General features: G+C 66.4%; 19 protein-coding genes. 16 read left to right on the top strand and 3 right to left on the bottom strand.

Features of this window, described 5'->3' with window-relative positions:
• Nucleotides 1-9: 9 nt before the first annotated feature.
• The 3 genes from O6Y00_RS01915 to O6Y00_RS01925 all read left to right on the top strand — a co-directional run bounded on the left by O6Y00_RS01915 (nt 10) and on the right by O6Y00_RS01925 (nt 5,535).
• Nucleotides 10-2,046, top strand: coding sequence for a M3 family metallopeptidase (locus O6Y00_RS01915; RefSeq protein ID WP_353440961.1), 2,037 nt, complete (start codon nt 10-12; stop codon nt 2,044-2,046).
• A complete protein-coding gene (locus tag O6Y00_RS01920) occupies nt 2,043-3,104 on the top strand; it encodes a PLP-dependent cysteine synthase family protein (protein ID WP_353440962.1) in 1,062 nt (353 codons plus the stop codon). Before O6Y00_RS01915 ends, O6Y00_RS01920 begins: the two co-directional genes overlap by 4 nt.
• Nucleotides 3,105-3,231: 127 nt before the next feature.
• Nucleotides 3,232-5,535, top strand: a complete 2,304-nt coding sequence (locus O6Y00_RS01925; RefSeq protein WP_353440963.1) for a glycoside hydrolase family 3 C-terminal domain-containing protein — start codon at nt 3,232-3,234, stop codon at nt 5,533-5,535.
• A 150-nt stretch (nt 5,536-5,685) separates the two neighbouring features.
• Here O6Y00_RS01925 and O6Y00_RS01930 read toward each other — a convergent pair whose 3' ends face one another.
• Nucleotides 5,686-6,003, bottom strand: a complete 318-nt coding sequence (locus tag O6Y00_RS01930) for a metalloregulator ArsR/SmtB family transcription factor (protein WP_353440964.1) — start codon at nt 6,001-6,003, stop codon at nt 5,686-5,688.
• A 123-nt stretch (nt 6,004-6,126) separates the two neighbouring features.
• Here O6Y00_RS01930 and O6Y00_RS01935 point away from each other — a divergent pair, with 123 nt between their 5' ends.
• Nucleotides 6,127-7,014 carry an acyl-CoA desaturase gene (locus O6Y00_RS01935; RefSeq protein WP_353440965.1) on the top strand — a complete coding sequence of 296 codons (888 nt, stop codon included), beginning with the start codon at nt 6,127-6,129 and terminating at the stop codon, nt 7,012-7,014.
• A 115-nt stretch (nt 7,015-7,129) separates the two neighbouring features.
• Here O6Y00_RS01935 and O6Y00_RS01940 read toward each other — a convergent pair whose 3' ends face one another.
• Complete coding sequence (locus O6Y00_RS01940; protein WP_353440966.1) at nt 7,130-8,956, bottom strand: DUF885 domain-containing protein; 1,827 nt, start codon at nt 8,954-8,956, stop codon at nt 7,130-7,132.
• Between the two features lie 482 nt (nt 8,957-9,438).
• Nucleotides 9,439-10,506, bottom strand: a complete 1,068-nt coding sequence (locus O6Y00_RS01945) for a mannose-1-phosphate guanylyltransferase/mannose-6-phosphate isomerase (RefSeq protein ID WP_353440967.1) — start codon at nt 10,504-10,506, stop codon at nt 9,439-9,441.
• Between the two features lie 160 nt (nt 10,507-10,666).
• On the opposite strand from O6Y00_RS01945, the gene O6Y00_RS01950 reads away from it, so the two are divergent.
• From O6Y00_RS01950 to O6Y00_RS02005, 12 genes are all read left to right on the top strand, one after another.
• Nucleotides 10,667-12,055, top strand: coding sequence for a TIGR03013 family XrtA/PEP-CTERM system glycosyltransferase (locus O6Y00_RS01950; RefSeq protein ID WP_353440968.1), 1,389 nt, complete (start codon nt 10,667-10,669; stop codon nt 12,053-12,055).
• 7 nt (nt 12,056-12,062) lie between these two features.
• On the top strand, nt 12,063-14,123 hold the full coding sequence (gene prsK / locus O6Y00_RS01955) for an XrtA/PEP-CTERM system histidine kinase PrsK (RefSeq protein WP_353440969.1): 2,061 nt from the start codon (nt 12,063-12,065) through the stop codon (nt 14,121-14,123).
• Entirely contained in the window at nt 14,120-15,490 is a 1,371-nt protein-coding gene (prsR, locus tag O6Y00_RS01960) for a PEP-CTERM-box response regulator transcription factor (RefSeq protein ID WP_353440970.1), read from the top strand. Before prsK ends, prsR begins: the two co-directional genes overlap by 4 nt.
• Nucleotides 15,491-15,495: 5 nt before the next feature.
• Nucleotides 15,496-17,508 (top strand): tetratricopeptide repeat protein, encoded by a 2,013-nt coding sequence (locus tag O6Y00_RS01965; RefSeq protein WP_353440971.1) that lies wholly within the window; start codon nt 15,496-15,498, stop codon nt 17,506-17,508.
• 70 nt (nt 17,509-17,578) lie between these two features.
• On the top strand, nt 17,579-18,382 hold the full coding sequence (locus O6Y00_RS01970) for a DUF815 domain-containing protein (protein WP_353440972.1): 804 nt from the start codon (nt 17,579-17,581) through the stop codon (nt 18,380-18,382).
• A 94-nt stretch (nt 18,383-18,476) separates the two neighbouring features.
• Nucleotides 18,477-19,415 carry a DnaJ C-terminal domain-containing protein gene (locus tag O6Y00_RS01975; RefSeq protein WP_353440973.1) on the top strand — a complete coding sequence of 313 codons (939 nt, stop codon included), beginning with the start codon at nt 18,477-18,479 and terminating at the stop codon, nt 19,413-19,415.
• An 82-nt stretch (nt 19,416-19,497) separates the two neighbouring features.
• The gene (locus O6Y00_RS01980; RefSeq protein WP_374956454.1) at nt 19,498-20,373 is read left to right on the top strand and encodes a YihY/virulence factor BrkB family protein; all 876 of its coding nucleotides are present in this window, start codon (nt 19,498-19,500) and stop codon (nt 20,371-20,373) included.
• An 11-nt stretch (nt 20,374-20,384) separates the two neighbouring features.
• Nucleotides 20,385-21,188 carry an enoyl-ACP reductase FabI gene (gene fabI, locus O6Y00_RS01985; protein ID WP_107964572.1) on the top strand — a complete coding sequence of 268 codons (804 nt, stop codon included), beginning with the start codon at nt 20,385-20,387 and terminating at the stop codon, nt 21,186-21,188.
• Between the two features lie 9 nt (nt 21,189-21,197).
• On the top strand, nt 21,198-21,458 hold the full coding sequence (locus tag O6Y00_RS01990; protein WP_353440975.1) for a DUF4160 domain-containing protein: 261 nt from the start codon (nt 21,198-21,200) through the stop codon (nt 21,456-21,458).
• Nucleotides 21,427-21,681: a DUF2442 domain-containing protein gene (locus O6Y00_RS01995; RefSeq protein ID WP_208622480.1), complete on the top strand. Its 255-nt coding sequence runs from the start codon at nt 21,427-21,429 to the stop codon at nt 21,679-21,681. The genes O6Y00_RS01990 and O6Y00_RS01995 overlap by 32 nt, the downstream gene beginning before the upstream one ends.
• Nucleotides 21,678-22,745, top strand: a complete 1,068-nt coding sequence (aroC, locus tag O6Y00_RS02000; RefSeq protein ID WP_353440976.1) for a chorismate synthase — start codon at nt 21,678-21,680, stop codon at nt 22,743-22,745. The genes O6Y00_RS01995 and aroC overlap by 4 nt, the downstream gene beginning before the upstream one ends.
• Nucleotides 22,746-22,801: 56 nt before the next feature.
• A complete protein-coding gene (locus O6Y00_RS02005; protein ID WP_353440977.1) occupies nt 22,802-23,293 on the top strand; it encodes a hypothetical protein in 492 nt (163 codons plus the stop codon).
• Nucleotides 23,294-23,310 lie beyond the last annotated feature (17 nt).

Genomic DNA, 23,310 nt, shown 5'->3' on the forward strand with positions numbered 1-23,310 from the left:
GGATTATCCATGACTGCCCCGACGAACCCGCTTCTCGATACGCTGTCGCTGCCCCGTTTCGCCGAACTGTCGCCCGACCAGATCGCGCCTGCGCTCGACGAGGCGATCGCGCGGCATGAGGCGATGGTCGAGGCTCTGACGACCGCGCGGCCGACCGATTTCGCGGGTGCGTGGCTGCCGTACGAGCGCGCGAATACCGAGATCGGCGCGATCTGGTCGGCGGTGTCGCATCTGCATGGCGTTGCGGACACGCCCGAGCTGCGCGCGGCGTATTCCGAGGGGCAGAAGCGGCTCGTCGAGAACGACATGAAGGTCGGGCAGAACCGCGACCTGTACGAGGTGTTCGTGGCGTTGAGCGTGTCGCCCGAGTTTGCCGACCTGCCCGTCGAAGACCGGGTCGCGGTCGAGCAGGCGATCCGCGACTTCACGTTGTCGGGTGTCGCGCTGGAGCCCGAGGCGCGCGATCGGTTCAGCGAGATTTCGGTCGAGCTTTCGGGGTTGTCGAACGAGTTCGGCAGCGCTGTACTCGATGCGACCGATGCTTGGTCGGAGCTGGTGACGCACGAGGCTGACCTCGCGGGGATCTCGGATGCGGACAAGGCGATGTTCGCGGATGCCGCCAAGGCGAAGGGGCAGGAGGGCTGGCTCGTCACGCTGCAACAGCCGAGCGTCAACGCGGTGCTGACCTTCGCCGAGAACCGCGAGTTGCGCGCGCGCATGTACCGCGCGTTCGCGACGCGTGCGTCGGACCAGGGGCCGAACGCGGGCGAGTTCGACAACAGCGCGCGGATCGCGCGGATCCTCGAACTGCGGCACGAGGGCGCGAAGCTGCTCGGCTTCACCGATCCGGTCGCGTGGTCGCTGGAGACCAAGATGGCGCCGAATGGTGCCGAGGTGATCGCGTTCCTGCGCGATCTGGCGCGGCGTGCGAAGCCGGCGGCTGAGCGCGACCTTGCCGAGCTGAAGACGTTTGCCGCCGAGCAGCTCGGGATCGCCGATTTCGAGCCGTGGGATGCGGGCTTCGTGTCGAACCGGCTGCGGCAGGATCGCTATGCGGTCGATGCGCAGGTGGTGAAGGCGTATTTCCCGGTCGAGCGCGTGATGGAGGGCTGGCAGACTCTGATGCAGCGCTTGTTCGGCATCAAGCTCGTCGAGCGCGCCGACGTGTCGCTGTATCATGACGATGCGCGGTTCTTCGACGTGGTGGACGAGAGCGGGACGGTGTTCGCCGGGCTCTATCTCGATCTCCACGCGCGGACCGGCAAGCGTGGCGGCGCGTGGATGGCGCAGGCGCGGCCGCGGCTGCACGACGGCAATACCGTGACGGTGCCGGTCGCGTATCTCGTCTGCAATTTCGCGCCGGATGGCGGTGAGACGCCGTCGCTGCTGAGCCACAACGACGTGACGACCTTGCTGCACGAGACCGGCCACTGCATCCACCTGCTCTTCACCAAGGTGAACCGGCCGAGCATCGCCGGCACCAACGGCTTCGAATGGGACGCGATCGAGCTGCCGAGCCAGCTGATGGAGGATTTCGCCTGGGACAAGGACGTGCTGACCGGCATGTCGGGGCATTACAAGACGGGCGAGACGCTGCCCGCCGACCTGTTCGAGCGGATGGTGAAGGCGCGGCATTTCCAGGCGGGGATGTTCATCTTGCGCCAGGTCGAGTTCGCGCTGTTCGACTTGCTCCTGCATCTCGGCACGATGGGCAGCGATCCGATCGAGGTGATCGAGGCGGTGCGCGACGAGGTGGCGGTGATCCGCCCGCCTGCATGGCACCGCTTCCCGCACGCGTTCAGCCACATTTTCGCAGGGGGCTATGCGTCGGGCTATTACAGCTATCTCTACGCTGAACTGCTGGCGGCCGACGGCTTCGAGGCGTTCGCGGAAGCGGGGTTGGTCGATCGCAAGACCGGCGACCGGTTCCGCGAGGAAGTGCTCGCGCGTGGCGCGACGCGGCCGGCGGCGGAGAGCTTCCGTGCATTCCGCGGGCGTGATCCCGAGCCTACCGCGATGCTGGTCCGCCACGGGCTGCAAGGGTGACGAAGCGCGTCGACCGACGCTGGTTGTCGGAGGCGGTGCGGCGGATCGAGGCGGACTATAACCGGTCCGCCGACACGCATCTGATCCGCGTCGACCTGCCGCGGTACCCCGGCATCGTGCTGTATCTGAAGGACGAGAGTTCGCACCCGACCGGCAGCCTCAAGCATCGGCTTGCGCGGTCGCTGTTCCTGTACGCGCTGTGCAACGAATGGATCGGGCCGGAGACGACGGTGATCGAATCCTCGTCGGGATCGACCGCGGTGTCGGAGGCGTATTTCGCCAGGATGCTGGGACTGCGGTTCATCGCGGTGGTCCCGGCGACGACCGCCAAGCCGAAGCTCGACGCGATCCGCTTTCACGGCGGCGAGATCCACATGGTCGACGATCCGCGCACCGTCTACGCGGTGTCGCACCGGCTCGCGGCCGAAACCGGCGGGCATTATCTCGACCAGTTCACCTATGCCGAGCGCGCGACCGACTGGCGCGGCAACAACAACATCGCCGAAAGCATCTTCGCGCAGATGGCCGAGGAGGAGCATCCGTGCCCGTCCTGGATCGTCTGCGGCGCGGGGACCGGCGGCACCTCGGCGACGATCGGGCGGTTCATCCGCTATTGCCGGCACGACACGAAACTCTGCGTCGCGGACCCAATGCACTCGGTGTTTCACCGCCATTTCGAGGACCGCTCGGTGGTCGCGTTGCCCGAGGGGTGCGCGTCGCGGATCGAGGGGATTGGGCGGCCGCGCGTCGAGCCGAGCTTCGTGCCGAGCGTCATCGACCGGATGATCGCGGTCGAGGATGCCGACAGCATCGGTGCGATGCGCGCGCTGTCCGACCGGCTCGGCCGTCGCGTCGGTGGTTCGACCGGCACCAACCTCTGGGCCTGTGCACAACTAATCGAGGAGATGGCGGCGGCGGGCGAGACGGGCAGCATCGTCACGCTGTTGTGCGATGGCGGTGACCGCTATGGCTGCACTTATTATCACGATGCGTGGCTCGAAGAGCGCAAGGTCGCCTGGAGCGAAGCGGCGGCGTGGATGGCGCGATTGCTCGGCTGACGACCGATAGCTCCTTTGCCGTCCGATGAAGCGCGGCTTGGCGGACGCCTTCGCCGCTGCGCAGTTGCGCGGCGCGGAGAGACACGACACACACCGGTATGCTTTGCTGCCAACAGAAAGATGCCCGATGATCGCACGCCGAAACCGCGCTTTGTTGCTTCGATCGCTGGCGGGGTGTGCTTGCGCGCTATCGGCGCCGATTGCTGCGCAGACGACGAACAATGCGCCAGGTGCGGCGGCGCCACGGATGGAGGCGCCCAAGGCGCAACCGTGGATGAAGACCACGCTGAGCGCAGATGCGCGCGTCGACCTGCTCCTGAAGGAAATGACGCTCGACGAGAAATTGCAGCTCACCTTCGGCTATTTCGCGACCAACGCCGACTGGCTCAAGACGCCGGTCAAGAACTGGGTCTATCCCAAGGACGGCCTGCCCGCGTCCGCCGGGATCGTCCCCGGTATCCCGCGGCTCGGCATCCCCAACCAGTGGGAGACCGATGCCGGCGTCGGCGTTGCCAGCCAACGCGGGCCGACGCCGCGCCTCCGCACCTCGCTGCCGTCGGGGATCGCGACCGCGGCGACCTGGAACCCCGAGATGGCGCAGGCCGGCGGCGCGATGATCGGCCGGGAGGCGTTCCTGTCGGGTTTCAACGTGCAGCTCGCGGGCGGCATGAATCTCACGCGCGAGCCGCGCAACGGGCGCAACTTCGAATATGCCGGCGAGGATCCGCTGCTGGCGGGCGTCATCACCGGGCACGAGATCAAGGGAATCCAGTCACAGCACGTCGTCTCGACGATGAAGCACTACGCGTTCAACGGCCAGGAGACGAACCGCAACAACATCGATCACAAGATCGGTGAACAGGCGGCACGCCAGTCCGATCTGCTCGCGTTCGAGATCGCCAACGAGGTCGGCCAGCCCGGCTCGGTGATGTGCTCGTACAACCGCGTGAACGGCCATTATGCGTGCGAGAACGACTGGTTGCTCAACAAAGTCCTGAAGCGCGACTGGGGTTTCAAGGGCTATGTCATGTCCGACTGGGGCGCGACGCATTCGACCAGCGAAGCCGCCAATGCCGGGCTCGACCAGCAGTCGGGCTGGGCGTTCGATCGCTCGGCGTATTTTGCCGATGCGCTGCGCGAGGCGGTCAACAACGGCCATGTCAGCGAAGCGCGCGCGACCGACATGGCGCGCCGCGTGCTGTGGGGGATGGTGTCGGTCGGCGCGTTCGACACCGTCGTGAACGGCGATCAGGCAACCAAGATCGATTATGCCGCGCATGCCGCGGTGACCCGCGCGGATGCGGAGGAGGGCATCGTCCTCCTCAAGAACACCGCGGGGCTGCTGCCGCTCGCCAAGTCGGCCAAGTCGATTCTGCTGATCGGCGCGCATGCCGATGTCGGCGTGCTGTCGGGCGGTGGGTCGAGCCAGGTCTATTCGCACAATGCGCCGACCAACGGCTTGGTCGTACCCGACGAATTCCCGAGCGGCTTCCCTGGCCCCAAGACCTACCATGCCTCGTCACCGATGAAGGCGTTGCAGGCGCGGACCGGCGCGACCGTCACCTACCTCGACGGCAAGGACGTGAAGGCGGCGGCTGCGGCGGCGCGCACGGCGGATGTCGTCGTCGTCTTCGGCGAGCAGTGGACGGGCGAGTCATTTGACGTTCCCGACCTGAACCTGCCCGACAACCAGAACGCGCTGATCGACGCGGTCGCGCGCGCGAACGCGAAGACGGTGGTGGCGCTCGAAACCGGCGGTCCGGTGGTGATGCCGTGGCTCGGCAAGGTCGGCGCGGTGCTGGAGGCGTGGTACCCTGGTACGGCAGGCGGCGAGGCGATCGCGCGCGTGCTGACCGGTGAGGTCAATCCGTCGGGCCACTTGCCGGCGACGTTCCCGGCGTCGCTCGCGCAGACCCCACGGCCCAAGCTCGAGGGCGATCCCAAGCTCGACCGCGATTCGCATCCGATGGGCAATTACGACATCGAGGGCGCCGCGGTCGGCTATAAATGGTTCGACAAGACCGGCGCGAAGCCGCTGTTTCCGTTCGGCTACGGCCTGTCCTACACGAACTTCGCAATGAGAGGCCTGACCGCGGCACCCGCCGGCAAGGGCATCAAGGCGGACTTCACCGTCCAGAACACCGGTGCGGTACAGGGCAAGGCGGTCGCGCAGGTCTATGTGTCCGGCGCGGGCTGGGAAGCGCCCAAGCGGCTCGGCGCGTTCCGCAAGGTCGATCTCGCACCGGGCAAGAGCCAGACGGTGTCGGTAACGATCGACCCGCGCCTGCTCGCGACGTTCGACGTCGCCAGCGGCGGCTGGAAGATCGCCGGCGGCGACTACAAGGTCATGCTGGCGACCTCGGCAGCGGACATCGTGCAGACGGCGACGGTCCGCGTGGCGGCGCAAACGCTCGGCGCGAGCGGCAAGTAGGCGGGGTTGACGCTGAAGCGCGGCGGGTAAGAAGACCCGCCATGCATGGGAAGCGCTACGTCATTTCGGAAACTGACTGTGATCGAGCACTCCGCCTCGGATTACGCAAGATTGTGTATTTCGCAGCACGAACGGCAGGCGGGGATATAATCAGGGTTCGTCCCCAGCCTTGCGAGCTAGTGTTGCGCTCTCGCGTTTTAGCGGACGTGCCACGGGGCAGACTTCCTGCACGAAGCCATTGAGCGTGTTGGCAACGCTTTCCGGTACAAGGCGATAGAAAACGAATTGGCCGCGCTTCTCGCTAACTACTAGCCCTGCGGATTCTAGAATCGACAAATGCTGCGAGATCGAGGGTTTCGACATGGAGAAGCGCGAAGCGATTTCGCCCGCGCTCAGTTCGGCATGAGCCAGATAGGCAAGAATCTTGCGCCGTACCGACGACGAGAGAGCTTCAAAGACACGCTGCATCCTTGATCATTTAGGCGGTAAGCTAAGCATTGACAAACCGAAATCGATATTTAGGAATATACCTAATTGCCGAAAGGACGTTCGATGGTTTGCCTGTCTACCGCGCGCATCATTCCATTCCCGTTGACCGATGCGCGGCACGGCAAAGTGAAATGGTCTCCGGTGCGCTCGCTGTGGATTACTGGTATGACGGGATCTGCGCTGCTGCTGGCGCCGTTATACGTCACGCCCGGTGCAGTGCTGCTCTGGCTAGTCACTTCGGCCGTCACGCTTTGTCTCGGCCATTCGATTGGGCTACACCGGCTGCTGATCCACCGGAGTCTCGATGCACCGCGCTGGTTTGAGCGCATCCTCGCCTATCTCGGCACGCTCGTCGGCATGGCAGGACCGCTCGGCATGGTACGATTGCACGACACGCGCGATTGGGCGCAGCGACAGGCGGAATGCCACGATCTGCACGCACATCGTGCATCGTTTCTCCGCGACGCCTGGTGGCAGATGCACTGTCGTCTTGACCTTGATCATCCGCCTCGGTTCGAACTCGATCCGCATCTACGCGAGGATCGCGTGCTGCGGTTCCTCGAACGCACATGGATGGCGCAACAGCTTCCATGGGCGCTGCTGTTCTTTTTGGTTGGCGGGCTGCCGTGGCTGATCTGGGGGGTGCCGGTGCGTATTGCGGTCGGCGTGACCGGCCATTGGCTGGTCGGCCACATCACGCATCGCAGTGGACCACAAGGTTGGAGTGTCGATAGTGTTGCCGTTCAGGGGCACGACCTGCCCGCTGCGGCGCTCATTACCTTTGGAGAAGCGTGGCATGGAAATCATCACGCTTGGCCCGAATCTGCTGGGCTGGGCATCGAACCGGGCCAGCATGATCCGGGTTGGTGGGTGCTCCTGATTCTGCGGCGGGCAGGATTGGTGTGGGGGTTGAAAGAACCGCACATGCTGGTGGCAAGGGAGGGGTTGCGGCGGGTTAATGACGACTATTTGCAGACCGTTTTTCGTTGATACGCTGGATCAGGCGAGCGATAACGACTTGAGTTTGCCCTTTCGGCTCAAGCTCGCTCACGATTAGCACTGGCCGCCGCCGGTTCCCGATCTCGCGAAAACCGGCGGATCTCGCTTATCCCCGCGCCTTCATCACCGCGATCCGTTCGTCCACGCGGCGTTCCAAGATGGTCAGCGGCATCGCGCCTTCCTTCAGGATGTCGTGGAACTGCTTCAGGTCGAACTTGTCGCCCAGCGCCGTCTTCACCTTCACCCGCGCGCGCGTCCAAGCCATGTGGCCGACCTTGTAGCTGCACGCCTGCCCGGCCTGCGTGCAATAGCGTTCGATCTCGCGCTGCGTCCGGGGCCGTGCGAAGCCGGTCGTCGCGACCATGTAGTCGGTCGCCTTCTCGCGACTCCAGCGCTTTGCATGGATGCCGGTATCGACCACCAGTCGCGTCGCGCGGAACAGGAACGACTGGAGATACCCCGCGCGCTCGAGCGGCGTCGCATAGGCGCCGAGTTCGTCTGCCAACTGTTCGGCATACAGCGCCCAGCCTTCCGAATAGGCCGAGAAGAAGCCGATCTTCCGCAGCGTCGGAATGTCCTTGGATTCCTGCGCGAGGCTGATCTGGAGGTGATGCCCCGGCACGCCCTCGTGATAGGTGAGCGACGGCAGCGTGTATTTCGGCCAGTCGCCGACGTCCTTTAGATTGACGAAGTAGATCGCCGGGCGGCTGCCATCCAGCGAGGCGCGGTTGTAGTAGCCGTTCGACGCGCCGTCCTGGATCTCGACCGGCACCGCGCGGATCTCCAGCGGCTGCGTCGGCACCTCCGAAAAGGCTTGCGGCAGCTTGGTGTACATCGCCTTGATGCCGTCGTTCAGTCCGGCGATCAGCTCGGTCCGGCCCTCAGCCGTATTGGCATAGAGCTGATCGGGCATGACGTTCAGCTTGGCGAGCCGTTCGCCGACCGTGCCCGTCGTGTAGCCCTGCGACTTCAGGATCGTGTCGAGCTGCGCGGTGATCTCGGCGACCTGCGCGAGGCCGATGCGGTGGACCTCGTCGGGGCTCATCGTCGTGGTCGTCGCCTGGTTGAGCGCCATCGCATAGATCGCGTCGCCGTTCGGCACGCGCCAGATCCCGTCGCCGGGCTTGGTGGTCGGCTTCAGCCGCTCGATCAGCGCGATCTGGCGGTCGAGCGCGGGATACACCTTGTCGTCGACGATCTTCGCCGCACGTGCCTGCCAGTCGCCGGTGAGGCCCTTGGCGGCGGCCCGCTTTACCAGCGACTGGACGATGCTCGACGTCGCCGCTGGCTGACCCCGCAATTTTCGCATCTGGCCGAGCGTCAGATCGAGCGACCAGCCGGGCGCGAGCAGGCCGCGCGTTGCCTCCGCCTGCTGCATCGCGCTTTCCTGGTCGAGCACCGTACCGAACTGGTCGAGCCGCGCCAGATACGCCTCAGCATCCGCCGTCGCAGCGATCGTGTGCGCGGTGTTGAGGAAATCGGGCACCTGGAAATAGGCGCCGCCCTGCTGGAAGATGCGGTAGGGGCGGATCGGACTGTCCATGCCGAATTTTTCGGGCGCGGCGATCTGCGTGTTCAGCGAGTAGCGCACCACTTCGAGGTTCAGCTTGGCGGCTGGCGACAGCGCCGCGCCGTCGTAGCGTGCAAGGCTCGCCAACGCCGCCTTCGTTTCCGCAACATCGCGCGCGCGCTTGTCGGGCGTGCGTGGCGAAAGCTGGCTTTTCAAACCCGCGAGCGGCCCCTTGTCGAGACCCAGTGACGTGGCAAGCTCGGGCGACCGCGCTACGCTGCGCTGGAATATCCGCTCGAATTCGGCGTTCAGCCCGGTATCGCCCGCCGGTTGCGCGAGAGCTTGCGCCAAACCGCCCGATGGAAGCAGCGTGGTGGCGAGTGCGGCGACGCCCCCGGATGCGAGGAAGTGGCGACGATCCATGACGAAAACTCCCGGATGATGAACATCATACTAGGCGAACCCGATCTCCCGACGCCAGTGGGGAAAGCCCCGTAAGTTTCACATGGTATTCCGTCCGGTCGAGGGAACCAGCGGTGCCGCCACCGGTTTCTTTCGATAAGCCCGGCGGTGTCCTCGTCCCCCAGGACCCGCCGGGTATTCCGTAGGCGTATCGAGGGTAGCAGTGCGAGACGAGAAATTGAGACGCTCGCGCGACGTGCGATTGGACGAGGTGGGGGAGACCCTGCGAACCTCGTGGCAAACCCCGACCGACACGATGATCACGGACGATCTGCCGACCCTGCTCACGCTGCTCTCGAAAGTGCCGAAACGACGCAACCGGCCATGAGAGGTCGGTAGCCGCTACCGTCTGCCGGTTGCTCCACTCGCGGCGCTCGCCAAGGTTCGCAAGCGCCGGATCGGCTTGTCCAAAACCGGCGCGGTCGTGGTCCCAGGCGCAGGCGTCAGCCCTTCGCCTTCATCGCCTCGATCAGCTTCTTGACCTCCTGGCTGCGGCCGCGCGGCATGATCAGCACGTCGTTGCCGCTGGCCACCACGATCAAATCCTCGACCCCGACCAGCGAAACACGGATGCCGTCGCTGCGCACGAAGCAGTTCTTGGTGTCGATCGCGAGCACGCCGCCGTCTCCTTGGCTGCGATGCGCGTTGCCATCGCTGTCGACATCGCTGATCGCGTGCAGTGCGTCCCAGCTGCCGACGTCGTTCCAGCCCATGTCGACCGGGACCACCGCGACCCGATCGGCCTTTTCCATGACCGCGTAATCGATCGAATCGTCGGGCGACGCGGCGAAGGCGACGGCGTCGGGATAGATTCGCGCGCCCTCGACCCGCGCCTTGTCCATCGCTTCGCGCGTCGCGATGAGAATGCCGGGATCGAACTGCGCCAGCGCCTCCAGATATGCGTCGGCGAGGAACAGGAAGATGCCGCCGTTCCAGGCATGATCGCCGCTCGCGAGCATCGCCTCGGCCTTGTCGAGCGGGGGCTTCTCGACGAACCGCGCGACCCGGTGGACGCCGGGCTGGAGTTCGTCGCCGATCTGGATCCAGCCATAGCCGGTCTCGGGCGCGTCGGGGGCGATTCCGAAGGTCACGAGCCAGCCCTGCTTGACCAGCGGCATCGCCGCTTCGATCGCCGCGTGGAAGGCCGCGAGATCGCCGATGACGTGATCGGACGGCATCACCAGCAATGCATCGCCGCCGCCACCTGCAGCGATGGCCGCGAGCGCGATCGCCGGGGCGGTGTTCCGCCCGGCGGGTTCGAGGATCAGCGCCTGCGGAGTCGCGCCGGCGTCGGCAAGCTGCTGTTCGACCAGATCGGCATGGCGTGCGTTGGCCACCACGATCGGCGGGGCATAGCGTTCGCCCTGCGCGCGACCTGCAGTAAGCTGGAGCATCGTCTCGTTCGCGGTCAGCGCGAGCATCTGTTTGGGCATTTCGGGCCGCGACATCGGCCAGAGGCGTGTGCCGGAACCGCCTGAGAGTATTACGGGAATGATCGAACGTGCGGTCATGAAGCCTCCTGGGACCGCGATCTATAGCGCGGTAGGCTCGCGTGCCAATCGGCGAATTATGCTAACTCGGCGGCGGTCTTCAGGCTTTTTTGGTGTTTTGCTGCGAAACCGTCACGCGGGTGTCGGTGGCATTTACAACCCTGTGTCGGGATAGCGTGGCATGATACGGCTCTTCAAACACTATGTGCCGCACGCGGTGCTGTTGCTCGGACTGGTCGATCTCGTCCTGCTGCTCGTGTCCGCGGAGCTCGGCTGGGTCGTGCGTGCGCACCAGATCGGCATGGTCGTCGAGCCGATCGATACCCGCTTCGCCCAGTTGCTGACGTTCGCGATGGCCTTGCAGGTGTCGCTGGTCGCGGTCGGTGCGTACGGAGTCGCGTCGTTCCTGTCGCTCCGCTTCGCCGCCGCGCGTCTCGCGGTGGCGCTGGCGCTTGGCGTCATGTTCCTGTCGCTGATCTTCTTTCTGGTGCCCGCGCTCAGCTTCTGGCGTTCGAACCTCCTCTATTCCACGATCATCGCGACGCTGTTGCTCGTCACCGTCCGCGCATTGCTCGGCAAGACGCTCGGCGGCGAGACGTTCAAGCGTCGGATCGTCGTGCTGGGGGCCGGCAAGCGGGCGGCGCGCATCCTCGAACTGTCCGAACAGCCCGGCATCAATTTCGTCGTCGCCGGGTTCGTGTCGATGGGCGAGGCGGATCCGGTCGTCGCCAACGCCACGCCGCGCGGCGACATCCCTAATTTGGCGGCACACATCGTCGATCAGAATGCGAGCGAAGTGATCCTCGCGCTCGACGAACGCCGCAACGCGCTGCCGATGAAGGACTTGCTGCGGGTGCGCACGACGGGTGTGCAGGTCAGCGAGATATCGTCATTTCTCGAGCGCGAGACGGGGCGGATCGACCTCAAAAGCGTCAATCCGTCGTGGCTTATCTTTTCGGATGGCTTTGCCTCGAGCCGGATGCTGTCGAGCGTTTTCAAGCGCGCGTTCGATATCCTGGCGAGCGGGCTGCTTTTGGCGATCACCCTGCCGGTGATCCTGTTGACGGCGATCGCGATCAAGCTCGAATCGAAGGGCCCCGCATTCTACCGCCAACGCCGCGTCGGGCTGTACAATCAGGGGTTCGATATCCTGAAGCTGCGCTCGATGCGGCAGGACGCCGAGGTGTCGGGCAAGGCGGTCTGGGCGGCGGAAGACGATCCGCGGATCACCCGCATCGGCCGGTTCATCCGCAAGGTGCGGATCGACGAGCTGCCGCAGACCTGGACCGTTCTGAAGGGCGAGATGAGCTTCGTCGGCCCGCGCCCCGAACGCCCGCAGTTCGTCGATCAGCTCGAGGAGCAGCTGCCTTTCTATGCCGAGCGGCACATGGTGAAGCCCGGCATTACCGGCTGGGCGCAGATCAACTATCCCTACGGCGCGTCGATCGAGGATGCCCGGCACAAGCTCGAATACGACCTGTATTACGCGAAGAATTATTCACCGTTCCTGGACATGCTGATCCTGCTGCAAACGCTGCGCGTGGTGCTGTGGCCGGCCGGCGCGCGCTGAGCGAACGGTGACGGCAACACTCATCCTCTGGAGCCATGCGCTCGCCGCCCTGCTGTTCGGCGCGCTCGGTCTGTCGCAGGTGCGGCGCGGGGAGGGGCTATGGCCGCACGGTGCGTTCGTCACCGCGCTCGTCGCGACCAGCCTTTGGGCGCTCGCGGTGGCGGGCCTCGATTCGCAGGACGTCGCGCCGCGGATCGCCGAAAGCGCGCGCAACATCGCCTGGCTTGGCTTCATGCTGGCGCTGGTCCGGCGCGACCGGGCGGGGAATTATGCGCTCGGTGCTGTCTATTTCGTCGTCATGGCAATCGCGGCCGCCAGCGCGTTGCTTGCGGTCGTGCAGGGCGTGCCAATGGAGCATGAGGCGCTGACGGCGATCGGTTCCGCGCGGCTGGTGTTCCGGATGATGGCAGCGGTCAGCGCGCTGGTCCTGATCCATCATCTCTATCAGGCGGCGCCCGCGTCGCGCGGCGGGATCCGGCTGGTCGTCCTGGCGCTGGCGGCGATGTGGAGTATCGACCTGCTGCTGTTCACCGCGCGCTATTTCGAGATTCAGTGGGCGCCGTCGCTGGCGGTGCTGCGCGGCGTCACGATGATCGGCTGTGCCGCGCTGCTGGTCGTCGCCGTCCACCGCAGCGGCGACTGGACGTTGGCGCTGTCTCGACCGATCGCGGTACGCGCGCTCTCGGCGGTCGGGTTCGTCCTGTATGTCGGCCTGACCATTCTCGCGACCAGTCTCGCGGAGAGCTATGCCGGGCCCTATGCGCGGATCGCGCAGACCGCGATCGTGTTCGGCGCGACCGCCGCAGTGCTCACCCTGTTGTCGACGCCGTGGCTCCGCGCCTGGACCAAGGTGAAGGTCGCCAAGCACCTGTTCCGCCACCGCTACGACTATCGCGCCGAGTGGCAGCGGTTCACCGATACGCTGGGCAAGCCGAGCGCCGCCCCGGACGACAACGCGGAATCGCTTGATACCCGTGTCGTGAAGGCAGTCGCGGATCTCACCGATTCGCCCGGTGGTCTCCTTCTGGTGGCGCAGGGCGGATCGCTCGAATGCGGTGCAACCTGGAACTGGACGGGCGCGGTCGAGGGCGGCGGCGAGGTGCTGGCCCGCTATCTGGCTGGCGGTGCCCGGATCGTCGAACTCGATCCGGTCCGGGCCGGTCGCGGGGGCGACGAGGAATTCGCCAGCGTCCCCGCGTGGCTGCGGACCTGTCCCGAGGCCTGGGCGATCGTGCCGCTGCTCCACGGCGGCAGCCTGGTCGGTGCGATCGTCCTCGCGCGGCCCCCGGTCGATCGAGCGCTCGATTGGGAGGATTTCGACCTGCTCCGCGTCGCCGGACGACAAGCCGCGAGCTATCTGGCGGAGGATCGCGCGCACGCGGCGCTGGCCGATGCGGCGCGGTTCGACGAGTTCAACCGCCGCTTCGCGTTCATCCTGCACGACATCAAGAACCTCGTCAGCCAGCTGACCCTCGTGGCACGCAATGCCGAGCGCCATGCCGACAATCCCGATTTCCGCGTCGACATGGTCGCCACGCTCAAGGACTCCTCCGATCGCATGAACGTGCTGCTCGCCCGTCTGTCGCAGCACCATGCGGCGCCGTCCGAACCGCTGATGCCGGTCGATGTCGCGGCGCTGGTCGCCCGCGTCGCCACTGCCCGGCGAGGACAGCATCCGATCGTCGCGCACGGGAGCGCCGCAACGTCGCCGCTGTTCGCACAGGCGCATGGCGCACGGCTCGAACAAGTGCTGGGGCATCTCGTCCAGAACGGGATCGAGGCAAGCATGGCAGACGATCCGATCCTGTTGTCGGTCAAGCGGCTGGGTGACCGGGTGGCGATCGACGTGATCGATTCCGGCTGCGGGATGACGCCCGCTTTCGTGCGCGATCAGCTGTTCCGTCCGTTCGTTTCGTCCAAGCCGACCGGCTTCGGGATCGGCGCCTTCGAGACGCGGCAGCTCGTCCACGCGATGGGCGGCGCGCTGGACGTGACGAGTAGTGAAGGCCGGGGGACGCGGTTCCGCATCCTGCTGCCGATCGCCACCGAGATGGATATTGCTGCATGACCGAAATGCCGAAAAAGGACCGGCCGGTCCTGCTGATCGTCGAGGACGATACCGGGCTGCAACGCCAGCTTCGCTGGGCGTATGAGGGCTATGAGATCGTCGTCGCGGCGGATCGGACGCAGGCGCTCGACGCGGTCCGCTTGCACGAGCCCGCGGTCGTCACGCTCGATCTCGGTCTGCCGCCCGATCCCGACGGCGTCACCGAAGGCTTTGCGACGCTCCGCGACATCCTGGCGATGAAGCCCGATACCAAGGTGATCGTCGCCTCGGGCCACGGCGCGCGCGAAAGCGCGTTGCAGGCGATCGCCGACGGGGCCTGGGATTTCTATGCCAAGCCGATCGACATCGACGCGCTCGGGCTGATCGTCAGCCGCGCGTTCCACGTCCACGCGCTGGAGGCCGAGAACCGGCGGCTGGCCGCACGCGTGGGTGCAGGCGGGTTCGGCGGCTTGGTCACGGCGTCGCCCGAGATGGCCGTCGTCACGCGCATGCTGGAACGGGTCGCGCCCGCCAACGTCTCGGTGATGCTGCTCGGCGCGAGCGGTACCGGCAAGGAACTGCTCGCCCGCGGGTTGCATGACGCATCGCCGCGATCGCGTGGCAATTTCGTCGCGATCAACTGCGCCGCGATCCCGGAGACGCTGCTCGAAAGCGAATTGTTCGGCCACGAGAAGGGCGCGTTTACGGGGGCTGTAAAGACCACCGAGGGCAAGATCGAACAGGCCGCCGGGGGCACGCTGTTCCTCGACGAGATCGGCGACGTGCCGCTCGCGCTCCAGGTCAAATTGCTCCGCTTCCTCCAGGAGCGCGTGATCGAACGCGTCGGCGGGCGGAAAGCGATCCCGGTCGACACCCGGATCGTCTGCGCCACCCACCAGAATGTCGACGCGATGGTCGCCGACGGACGGTTCCGCGAGGACCTGTATTACCGCCTCGCCGAGATCGTGGTGCGCATCCCGGCGCTCGCCGAGCGGACCGGCGACGCGGTATTGCTCGCGCGCCACTTCGTGACGCGCTACGCAGTGTCGATGAACCCAGCAGTCACCGGCCTCGCTCCCGACGCGCGCGCTGCGATCGACGGGTGGGGCTGGCCGGGCAACGTCCGCGAACTGGAAAACCGCATCAAGCGCGCGGTGATTATGGCCGACGGCAAGCTGGTCACCGCCGCCGACCTCGATCTCGACGGCAAGGCCGAGGAGACCGCCGCGCTCAACCTGCGTGCGGCCCGCGAACTCGCCGATCGGAAGGCCATTCGCCAGGCACTGGCGCGCGCCGACGGCAACATCTCGGGCGCCTCGCGCTTGCTTGGGATCAGCCGGCCGACGCTGTACGATCTGCTCAAGAGCTACGATCTGCATGCCTCGTGACCGGCATGTCTGACGCTGCGCAACGGAGCGCGCGCTATCCGATGTTGCGCCGGCGCCGGCGCCGGCGGTTCAAGATGCCGGCCCTGCTGGCGGGCAACCGTGGCCGCCTGCTCGCGATCTGCCTGCTGTGCCTGATCGTCGTGACCGGGGCGATCGCGCTGAGCCAGCGATCGCCACGTCCCGACGCACGGCGTTCCATTAAAGGTGCGCTGACGACGCTGGAGGCGGGCAACTACAGCGCCGCGCGAAACAATGCGCAGGCTGCGATTACGGCGGCGCCGACGCTTGGCATCGCGCACGCGGTGTTGGCGCGCGCCTATCTCGAGCTAGGTGACGGGCTGGCCGCCGAGGCTGAACTCACGCGCGCCGTCGATGCGGGACTGTCGGTGGATCGACTCCACCAACTCCAGGCGCATGCGCGGCTGTTGCAGGGCGATCCGGACGGGGCAATCGATGCGGCTGCCAAGGCCCTGCCGCGCTATGCTGGCTATGCCGCGCGGATCCGAGCGCGCGCACTTGCCGCGCAGGGCGACGGCGTGCAGGCGCAGGCGGTGCTTGGTGCATTGCTCGACCGTGCCCCCAATGACGCCGCGGGTTGGACCGATCTCGGCCGGATCCGGCTGACTGCAGGGAATATCGGCGGCGCCAGCGACGCGGCGGCGCGGGCTGCGCAACTCGCACCGCGCGAACCGGCCGCGCTGACACTGCAGGGCGAAGTGGTGCGCAGCCGCTACGGGCTGGTCGCCGCGCTTCCCTGGTTCGAGGCGGCGCTGGCGAGCGATGCTTATTATCACCCGGCGCTGATCGAATATGCCGCGACGCTGGGCGAGGCGGGGCGCAACGCCGACATGCTCGCCGCCACGCGTCGTGCGCTGCAGGCACGGCCCGGCAGCGCGCAGGCACTGTATCTCCAGGCAGTGCTTGCCGCGCGGGCCGGGCGGACCGAGCTGTCGCGCGCGCTGTTGCTGCGGACCGGCGGCGCGGTCGCCGGCTTGCCGGGTACGCTTCTGGTGTCGGGAAGCCTGGATTATGCCGAGGGGAAATCCGAGCAGGCGGTCGCGTCGTGGCGCCAGATGGTCGACGCCCAACCGCTGAACGTGACGGCGCGACGGCTGCTCGGTGCGGCGTTGCTCCGCTCGGGCGATGCTCAAGGTGCCTTGGATCTATTGCGCCCGATCGGGTTGCGGGCCGATGCCGACAGCTATTCGCTGACCCTGATCGCGCGGGCGTTCGAAGCGGTCGGCGATCGTGTGCTCGCCGCGCAGTTCCTCGACCGCGCCGCCGCTGGTCCCGCGGCGTCGGCGACGATCTTCGCTACCGACGACGCGGTCGGCGCGCTCATGGCTGGGGCGGATGCCGCGGCGGGTGACCCGACCTATGTCCTTGGCGTGATCCGCGGGCAGGTTGCCGCCGGCGATAATGCTGGCGCCATCGCGCGCGCACGGTCGCTGGCGGTTGCCGGCCCGGGCGCTCCCGCGGCTCAACTCGCGCTCGGCGACACGCTCGCCGCCGCCGGGCGCTATGCGGAAGCCGCGGACGTCTACGCGCGGGCGGCGGATCTGTCGTTCGACGAGCCGACGATGTTGCGTCTTGTCGATGCGCTGGGGCGGGCAGGGCGGGCGCGGGACGCCTCGGCATCGCTCGCCGTATATCTGTCGCAGAACCCGCAGAGCCTCGCCGGCCAGCGGCTGCTGGGGCATTGGCAGGTCGCGTCGGGCGATTGGAATCGTGCGATCGAGACGCTGGAAGGCGTCCGCCGCCGCGTCGGCAATCGCGACGGCGGCGTGCTGACCGATCTGGCGCTCGCCTATGCGGGTAGCGACGACGGCGAGATCGCGGTCCGCTACGGCCGCGCGGCCTATTACCTGTCACCGATGAACCCGGCGGCGGCGGATGCCTACGGCGTCGCGCTTGCGGCCCAGGGACATATCGACGGCGCGCGCCAGTTGCTCGTCAAGGCCACGCGGCTGGCACCAGCGAACGCGACGATCGCCGCGCATCTGCGGCAACTCGGATAGAAGCCAGACCAGGAGGCGCTGGCCGACTGCCTGCTTGCCTGGATGGCGGGCGCGCGCCAGAAGCCCTGCCATGATCGACCCGCTGGACCGTATCGCTGCCGCGCTGGAGCGCCTTTTCCCGCCGCCGCCGCCTGCCGCCGATCCGCGGGCGCATCCCGCTTATGTCTGGCGTGGTGACGCGCTCCGGCCCGCCCGCGCCTTCGCGCCGCTGCCGCTGGCGATGCTGATCGGCCTCGATCGACAAAAGGCCGTGCTGGTCGCCAACCTGCGTCGCCTGGCGGACGGGCATGCATCGCAGGACGTGCTTCTCTGGGGTGCGCGCGGCACCGGCAAGTCGGCGCTGGTCAAGAGCGCGGTTGCGTCTGTGCAGGCGGACGGCGGCAATCTCGGGCTGGTCGACGTGTCCGATCTCGGTGGCCTGCCGGCGCTGTTCGCGGCGCTGGCTCCGGTGGATCGCGCGTTCGTTCTGTTCGTCGACGATCTCGGGTTCGACGAGCCTGCGGAGGCACGTACGCTGCGTTCGATGCTGGAAGGTGGGGCTGAGCCGCGGCCCGCCAATGTCCGGCTGGCGGTCACTGCCAATCGTCGTCATCTTGCGCCGCGCGACATCGCCGAGCAGGACAGCGCGATCAATCCACGCGACTCGATCGACGACCACCTCGCGCTGGCGGATCGTTTCGGCCTCAGCCTCGGTTTTCATGCGCTCGACCAGGACGGCTACGTTGCGATCGTCGCCGCCTATGCACAGGCGCATGGCCTGACGTTCGATCCGCACGAGGCGATCGGGTGGGCCACGCGCCGCGGCAGCCGATCGGGTCGCGTGGCCTGGCAGTTCATTGTCGATCTGGCGGGCAGGGCAGGCAAGTCGCTCTGACGGGGGCGGATCGGCGCTCCGCAAAACCTCGCGCGCAATTGCGTTGGGCGGGCGCTCGCCCCACATAGACGCGCAAGTTAGAATGGGGACGTAAGTGGCCGATCCGTACAAGACTCTGGGTGTAGCGCGCGACGCGACCGAAGCCGACATCAAGAAGGCGTACCGCAAGCTCGCCAAAGAGCTTCATCCCGATCGCAACAAGGACAATCCGAAGGCGTCGGAGCGGTTCAGCACGGTCACCAACGCGTACGACCTGCTGAACGACAAGGACAAGCGCGCGCGGTTCGATCGCGGCGAGATCGACGGGGACGGCAATCCCGCATCGCCGTTCGGGTTCGGCGGTGGCGGCGGCGGGCGGCCGCAGCCCGGCGGAGGCTTCCGCAGCGAAGGCTATGAGAGCGGCGCGGGCGGGGCCGACATGAGCGACATCTTCGAAGGGCTGTTCGGCGGCGCGCAGCGGGGCGGCGGCGGCGGGTTCTCCGGCGGCTTCGGTCGGCGCCCGCAGCCCAAGGGCGAGAATGCCGCGTATCGCCTGCAGGTCCCGTTCGTCGAGGCGGCGACGCTGGAGCCGCAGCGCGTGACGCTGGCGGACGGCAAGACGCTTGACCTCAAGCTGCCCGCCGGGGTCGAGACCGGCACGCAGATGAAATTGGCCGGCAAGGGCGAGCAGGGTCCGGGCGGCGCGGGCGATGCGCTCCTGACGATCGAGGTCCAGCCGCACAAGTTCTTCACGCGCGACGGCGATGACGTCCGCCTCGACCTGCCGATCACGCTTGCCGAAGCTGTGCTGGGTGGTTCGGTCAAGGCGCCGACGGTCGACAAGCCGGTGATGCTGACCATCCCCAAGGGTACGACCTCGGGCAAGACGCTGCGCCTCAAGGGCAAGGGTTTTCACAAGAAGGGCGGCACGCGGGGCGACCAGTTGGTCACCCTCATGATCGACATTCCCGCGAGCGATGCGGCGCTGACCGCGTTCGTCGAAAGCTGGGATGGTCGCGAAGCGGGGAACCCGCGGGGGGCCATGGGCGTCTGAACGCCTTGTGAATGATAATACCCTAACGCCCGAAGCGCGCGCGCACGATCATGGTGCGACGCGCGCCCGTCTCACCCGCGGTATGGCGAAGGTCAGGCCGGGCAGCTACGCGTTCGAAGTTTTCAAACGTGCTGCCGTCGGCGTGTTCAACGACGGGTTCATCCACGCGGGGAACCTCGCCTATCTCGCGTTGATGACGGTGTTTCCGTTTTTCATCGTCGCGGCGGCGATCCTGTCGATCTTCGGGCAGAGCGTCGAGACCGTTCGCGCGGTCGAGTCGTTCCTCAACGTCCTGCCGCCCAATGTCGGCGACCTGTTGCGCAAGCCGATCGCCGATGTGCTCGCCGCGCGGACCGGGTCGCTGCTGTGGCTGGGCGCACTCGTCGGGTTGTGGACGGTCGGCAGCTTCGTCGAGACGATCCGCGACATCTTCCACCGCGCGTACGGGATCAAGGCGACCGCGCCGTTCTGGAAATCGCGGCTTGGATCGTCCGCGGTGATCATCCTGTCGGTGGTGATCGCGCTGCTGTCGTTCCTCGTCCAGGGTATTCTGACGGCGGCCGAGCAGTTCATCTACCGCCTCGTCCCCTTCGCGCAGGACGCCGCCGGCTGGGTGGGGCTGTCGCGACTCATTCCCGGCCTGCTTATGTTCGGCGCGCTGTACCTGCTGTTCTATTCGGTGACGCCGTCGCGCTATCGCTATTCGAAGTGCCGCAAATGGCCGGGCGCGCTGTTCACCACCGCCTGGTGGGTCAGCGCGACCGCGCTGCTGCCGGTGATCCTGTCGCGGCTCGGCGGCTACGACCTCACCTATGGCAGCTTGGCGGGCGTCGTCATCATGCTGTTATTTTTCTATGTCATCGGGCTCGGGCTCGTATTCGGCGCGCATCTCAACGCAGCACTGGCGGAACCACCCGAAACAACGCTAGAGCAGCCTGCTACGGATATGCAGGTATAGGCGGGGACGGCGTGAACGGTTTGATGGCGGGCAAGCGTGGGCTGATCATGGGCTTGGCGAACGACAAGTCGCTGGCCTGGGGGATCGCCAAGAAGCTGTCCGAGGCGGGCGCCGAGCTCGCGTTCAGCTACCAGGGCGAGACGATGGAGAAGCGCGTCCGCCCGCTCGCCGAGCAGCTTGGCGTAGCGCGGCTGTTCGACTGCGACGTTTCGGACATGGGCGCGCTCGATGCGACCTTCGACAAGCTGGCCGAGGAATGGCCGACGATCGACTTCGTCGTCCACGCGATCGGCTTTTCGGACAAGAACGAGCTGCGCGGGCGGTTCGTCGATACCAGCCTCGACAATTTCCTGATGACGATGAACATCTCGGTGTATTCGTTCGTCGCGGTGGCGCAGCGTGCTGCCAAGATGATGACCGAGGGCGGCGCGATGCTGACGCTCAGCTATTACGGCGCCGAGAAGGTCATCCCGCATTACAACGTGATGGGTGTGGCGAAGGCGGCGCTGGAGACGAGCGTGCAGTATCTCGCGGTCGATCTGGGTCGCGACAACATCCGTGTGAACGCGATCTCGGCGGGGCCTATCAAGACGCTGGCAGCGAGCGGGATCGGCGATTTCCGGCTGATCCTGAAGTGGAACGAACTGAACTCGCCGCTGAAGCGCAACGTGACGATCGACGACGTCGGCGGCGCTGGGTTGTACCTGCTGAGCGACCTAGCTTCGGGCGTGACGGGCGAGACGCACCACGTCGACGCCGGCTACAACGTGATCGGCATGAAAGCCGAAGACGCGCCTGATATCGCTTTGGCATAAAGTTTAGCGATGCCCGTGATCTTCTCCGATCGCGGGTTTCGCTTCCATTTCTACTCCAGCGAAGGCGATCCGCGCGAGCCTATGCACGTCCACGTCGCAAAGCGCGGCGAGGGCGATGCGAAATTTTGGCTTTATCCCGAAGTGGCGATGGCCGATAACCGTGGACTGGATGCACGCACCCTGCGATGGCTCACCGAGCAGATAGGTCGTCGCAGGCCAGAGATCGTGAGCGCATGGCATGAGCATTTCGGTACGCCCGACGAGCGTTGAATTCGACGAGGACCAGATGTGGGTCCGGCTCGACGATGGCCGCACGCTGGGTGTGCCACTCGCCTGGTATCCGCGATTGCTGCACGGCTCGCCCGCCGATCGCGGCAAGGTCTGGATCAGTCCGAGCGGTTTGCACTGGGACGAGCTCGACGAGGATATCTCGGTCCAGGGCCTGATTGCCGGTCGTGGTGACATGACACGCACGAACCGCAACGCCGCATGAGCTTCAATACGTTTGGACGGCTGTTCCGCTTCACGACCTGGGGCGAATCGCATGGGCCTGCGCTGGGGGCGATCGTCGACGGGTGCCCACCTGGCATTCCGCTGACCGAAGCCGACATCCAGCCTTGGCTCGACAAGCGCCGCCCCGGCACCTCGCGCTTCACGACGCAGCGGCGCGAGCCGGATACGGTGCGCATTCTCTCGGGGGTTTTCGAGGGGCGCACGACGGGCACGCCGATCAGCCTGATGATCGAGAATGTCGACCAGCGTTCGAAGGACTATTCGGACGTCGCCACGGCCTATCGCCCCGGCCATGCCGACTATGCATACGATGCGAAATACGGGTTTCGCGATTTTCGTGGTGGTGGTCGCTCGTCGGCGCGCGAGACGGCGGCGCGTGTTGCCGCTGGTGCGTTAGCGCGGCTTGTTGTCCCGCAGGTCCGTGTCCGCGCGTGGGTCGAGGCGATCGGTGGCGATGCGATCGATCCGGGAAACTTCGACGATGCACAGATCGACCAAAACCCGTTTTTCTGTCCCGACGCCAAGGCCGCGCTTCGCTGGGAGGCGCTCGTCGACGCGGCACGAAAATCCGGGTCGTCCCTCGGCGCGGTGATCGCGTGCGAGGCGACCGGCGTCTCCGCCGGCTGGGGGGCGCCGCTCTATGCCAAGCTTGATTCCGAACTCGCCTCCGCCTGCATGAGCATTAATGCGGTCAAGGGCATCGAGATCGGCGACGGGTTCGCCGCTGCCGCACTGTCGGGTGAGGCGAATGCCGACCCGATGCGTCCCGGTGTCGATGGCCCGGAGTTTCTCGCCAACCATGCGGGCGGCATTGCTGGAGGCATCGCCACAGGCCAGCCGATCCGGCTCCGCGTCGCGTTCAAGCCGACCAGCTCGATCCTAACCCCGGTCGAGACGATCAGCCCGACCGGCGAGGCCGCGACGATCGCCACCAAGGGGCGTCACGACCCTTGCGTGGGCATTCGCGGTGTCCCCGTGGTCGAGGCGATGGTGGCGCTGGTGCTCGCCGACCAGGCGCTGCTGCATCGGGGCCAGTGCGGCTGACGTCGGAACATAAGCAGGACTTAAGCGCTTGCTCTTCAATAACATAGGAGAGCGAAATGCGTATTCTGACTTCGATCGCAGCGGCAGCGTTGATTATTCCAGGCGTGGCACTGGCACAGACGGGCACCGGCGGCTCGATGGGCGGCACCACGGGTGGCACGATGAGCGGCGGCACCGTGGGCGGTTCGACCGCAGGCAGCACGACCGGCGGCATGTCGACCGGCACGATGAATCAGGCCAACCCCTCGACCAGCACCCGTTCGACCACAACGCGCACGCAGCGTGGCACCAAGGCTCGCAGCCGTACGCGTGGCACGACGTCGGGCACCATGAGCGGCACCGGCACGACGGGCAGCACGATGTCGGGCACGACCGGTAGCACGATGGGCGCCGACACGATGGGCGGCACGACTGGTACGATGGGCACCACCGGCACGATGGGTGGCTCAACCGGAACCATGGGCACCACGGGCACGATGGGTGGCACGACCACTGGGACGATGGGCTCGACCACGGGCGGGACGACCGGCACGACCACTCCGCGCTGATCCCACCGTCATAGAGT

The sequence above is a fragment of the Sphingomonas faeni genome (assembly GCF_040407565.1).
Lineage (GTDB): Bacteria > Pseudomonadota > Alphaproteobacteria > Sphingomonadales > Sphingomonadaceae > Sphingomonas > Sphingomonas faeni_F.

What these genes read in the sequence shown, in the direction of transcription:
- O6Y00_RS01915 (WP_353440961.1), top strand. Translation starts at nt 10, where the DNA reads ATGACTGCCCCGACGAACCCGCTTCTCGATACGCTGTCGCTGCCCCGT.
- O6Y00_RS01925 (WP_353440963.1), top strand. Translation starts at nt 3,232, where the DNA reads ATGATCGCACGCCGAAACCGCGCTTTGTTGCTTCGATCGCTGGCGGGG.
- O6Y00_RS01930 (WP_353440964.1), bottom strand. Translation starts at nt 6,003, where the DNA reads ATGCAGCGTGTCTTTGAAGCTCTCTCGTCGTCGGTACGGCGCAAGATT.
- O6Y00_RS01940 (WP_353440966.1), bottom strand. Translation starts at nt 8,956, where the DNA reads ATGGATCGTCGCCACTTCCTCGCATCCGGGGGCGTCGCCGCACTCGCC.
- O6Y00_RS01945 (WP_353440967.1), bottom strand. Translation starts at nt 10,506, where the DNA reads ATGACCGCACGTTCGATCATTCCCGTAATACTCTCAGGCGGTTCCGGC.
- O6Y00_RS01950 (WP_353440968.1), top strand. Translation starts at nt 10,667, where the DNA reads ATGATACGGCTCTTCAAACACTATGTGCCGCACGCGGTGCTGTTGCTC.
- prsR (WP_353440970.1), top strand. Translation starts at nt 14,120, where the DNA reads ATGACCGAAATGCCGAAAAAGGACCGGCCGGTCCTGCTGATCGTCGAG.
- O6Y00_RS01965 (WP_353440971.1), top strand. Translation starts at nt 15,496, where the DNA reads ATGTCTGACGCTGCGCAACGGAGCGCGCGCTATCCGATGTTGCGCCGG.
- O6Y00_RS01970 (WP_353440972.1), top strand. Translation starts at nt 17,579, where the DNA reads ATGATCGACCCGCTGGACCGTATCGCTGCCGCGCTGGAGCGCCTTTTC.
- O6Y00_RS01980 (WP_374956454.1), top strand. Translation starts at nt 19,498, where the DNA reads ATGGCGAAGGTCAGGCCGGGCAGCTACGCGTTCGAAGTTTTCAAACGT.
- O6Y00_RS01990 (WP_353440975.1), top strand. Translation starts at nt 21,198, where the DNA reads ATGCCCGTGATCTTCTCCGATCGCGGGTTTCGCTTCCATTTCTACTCC.
- O6Y00_RS01995 (WP_208622480.1), top strand. Translation starts at nt 21,427, where the DNA reads ATGAGCATTTCGGTACGCCCGACGAGCGTTGAATTCGACGAGGACCAG.
- aroC (WP_353440976.1), top strand. Translation starts at nt 21,678, where the DNA reads ATGAGCTTCAATACGTTTGGACGGCTGTTCCGCTTCACGACCTGGGGC.
- O6Y00_RS02005 (WP_353440977.1), top strand. Translation starts at nt 22,802, where the DNA reads ATGCGTATTCTGACTTCGATCGCAGCGGCAGCGTTGATTATTCCAGGC.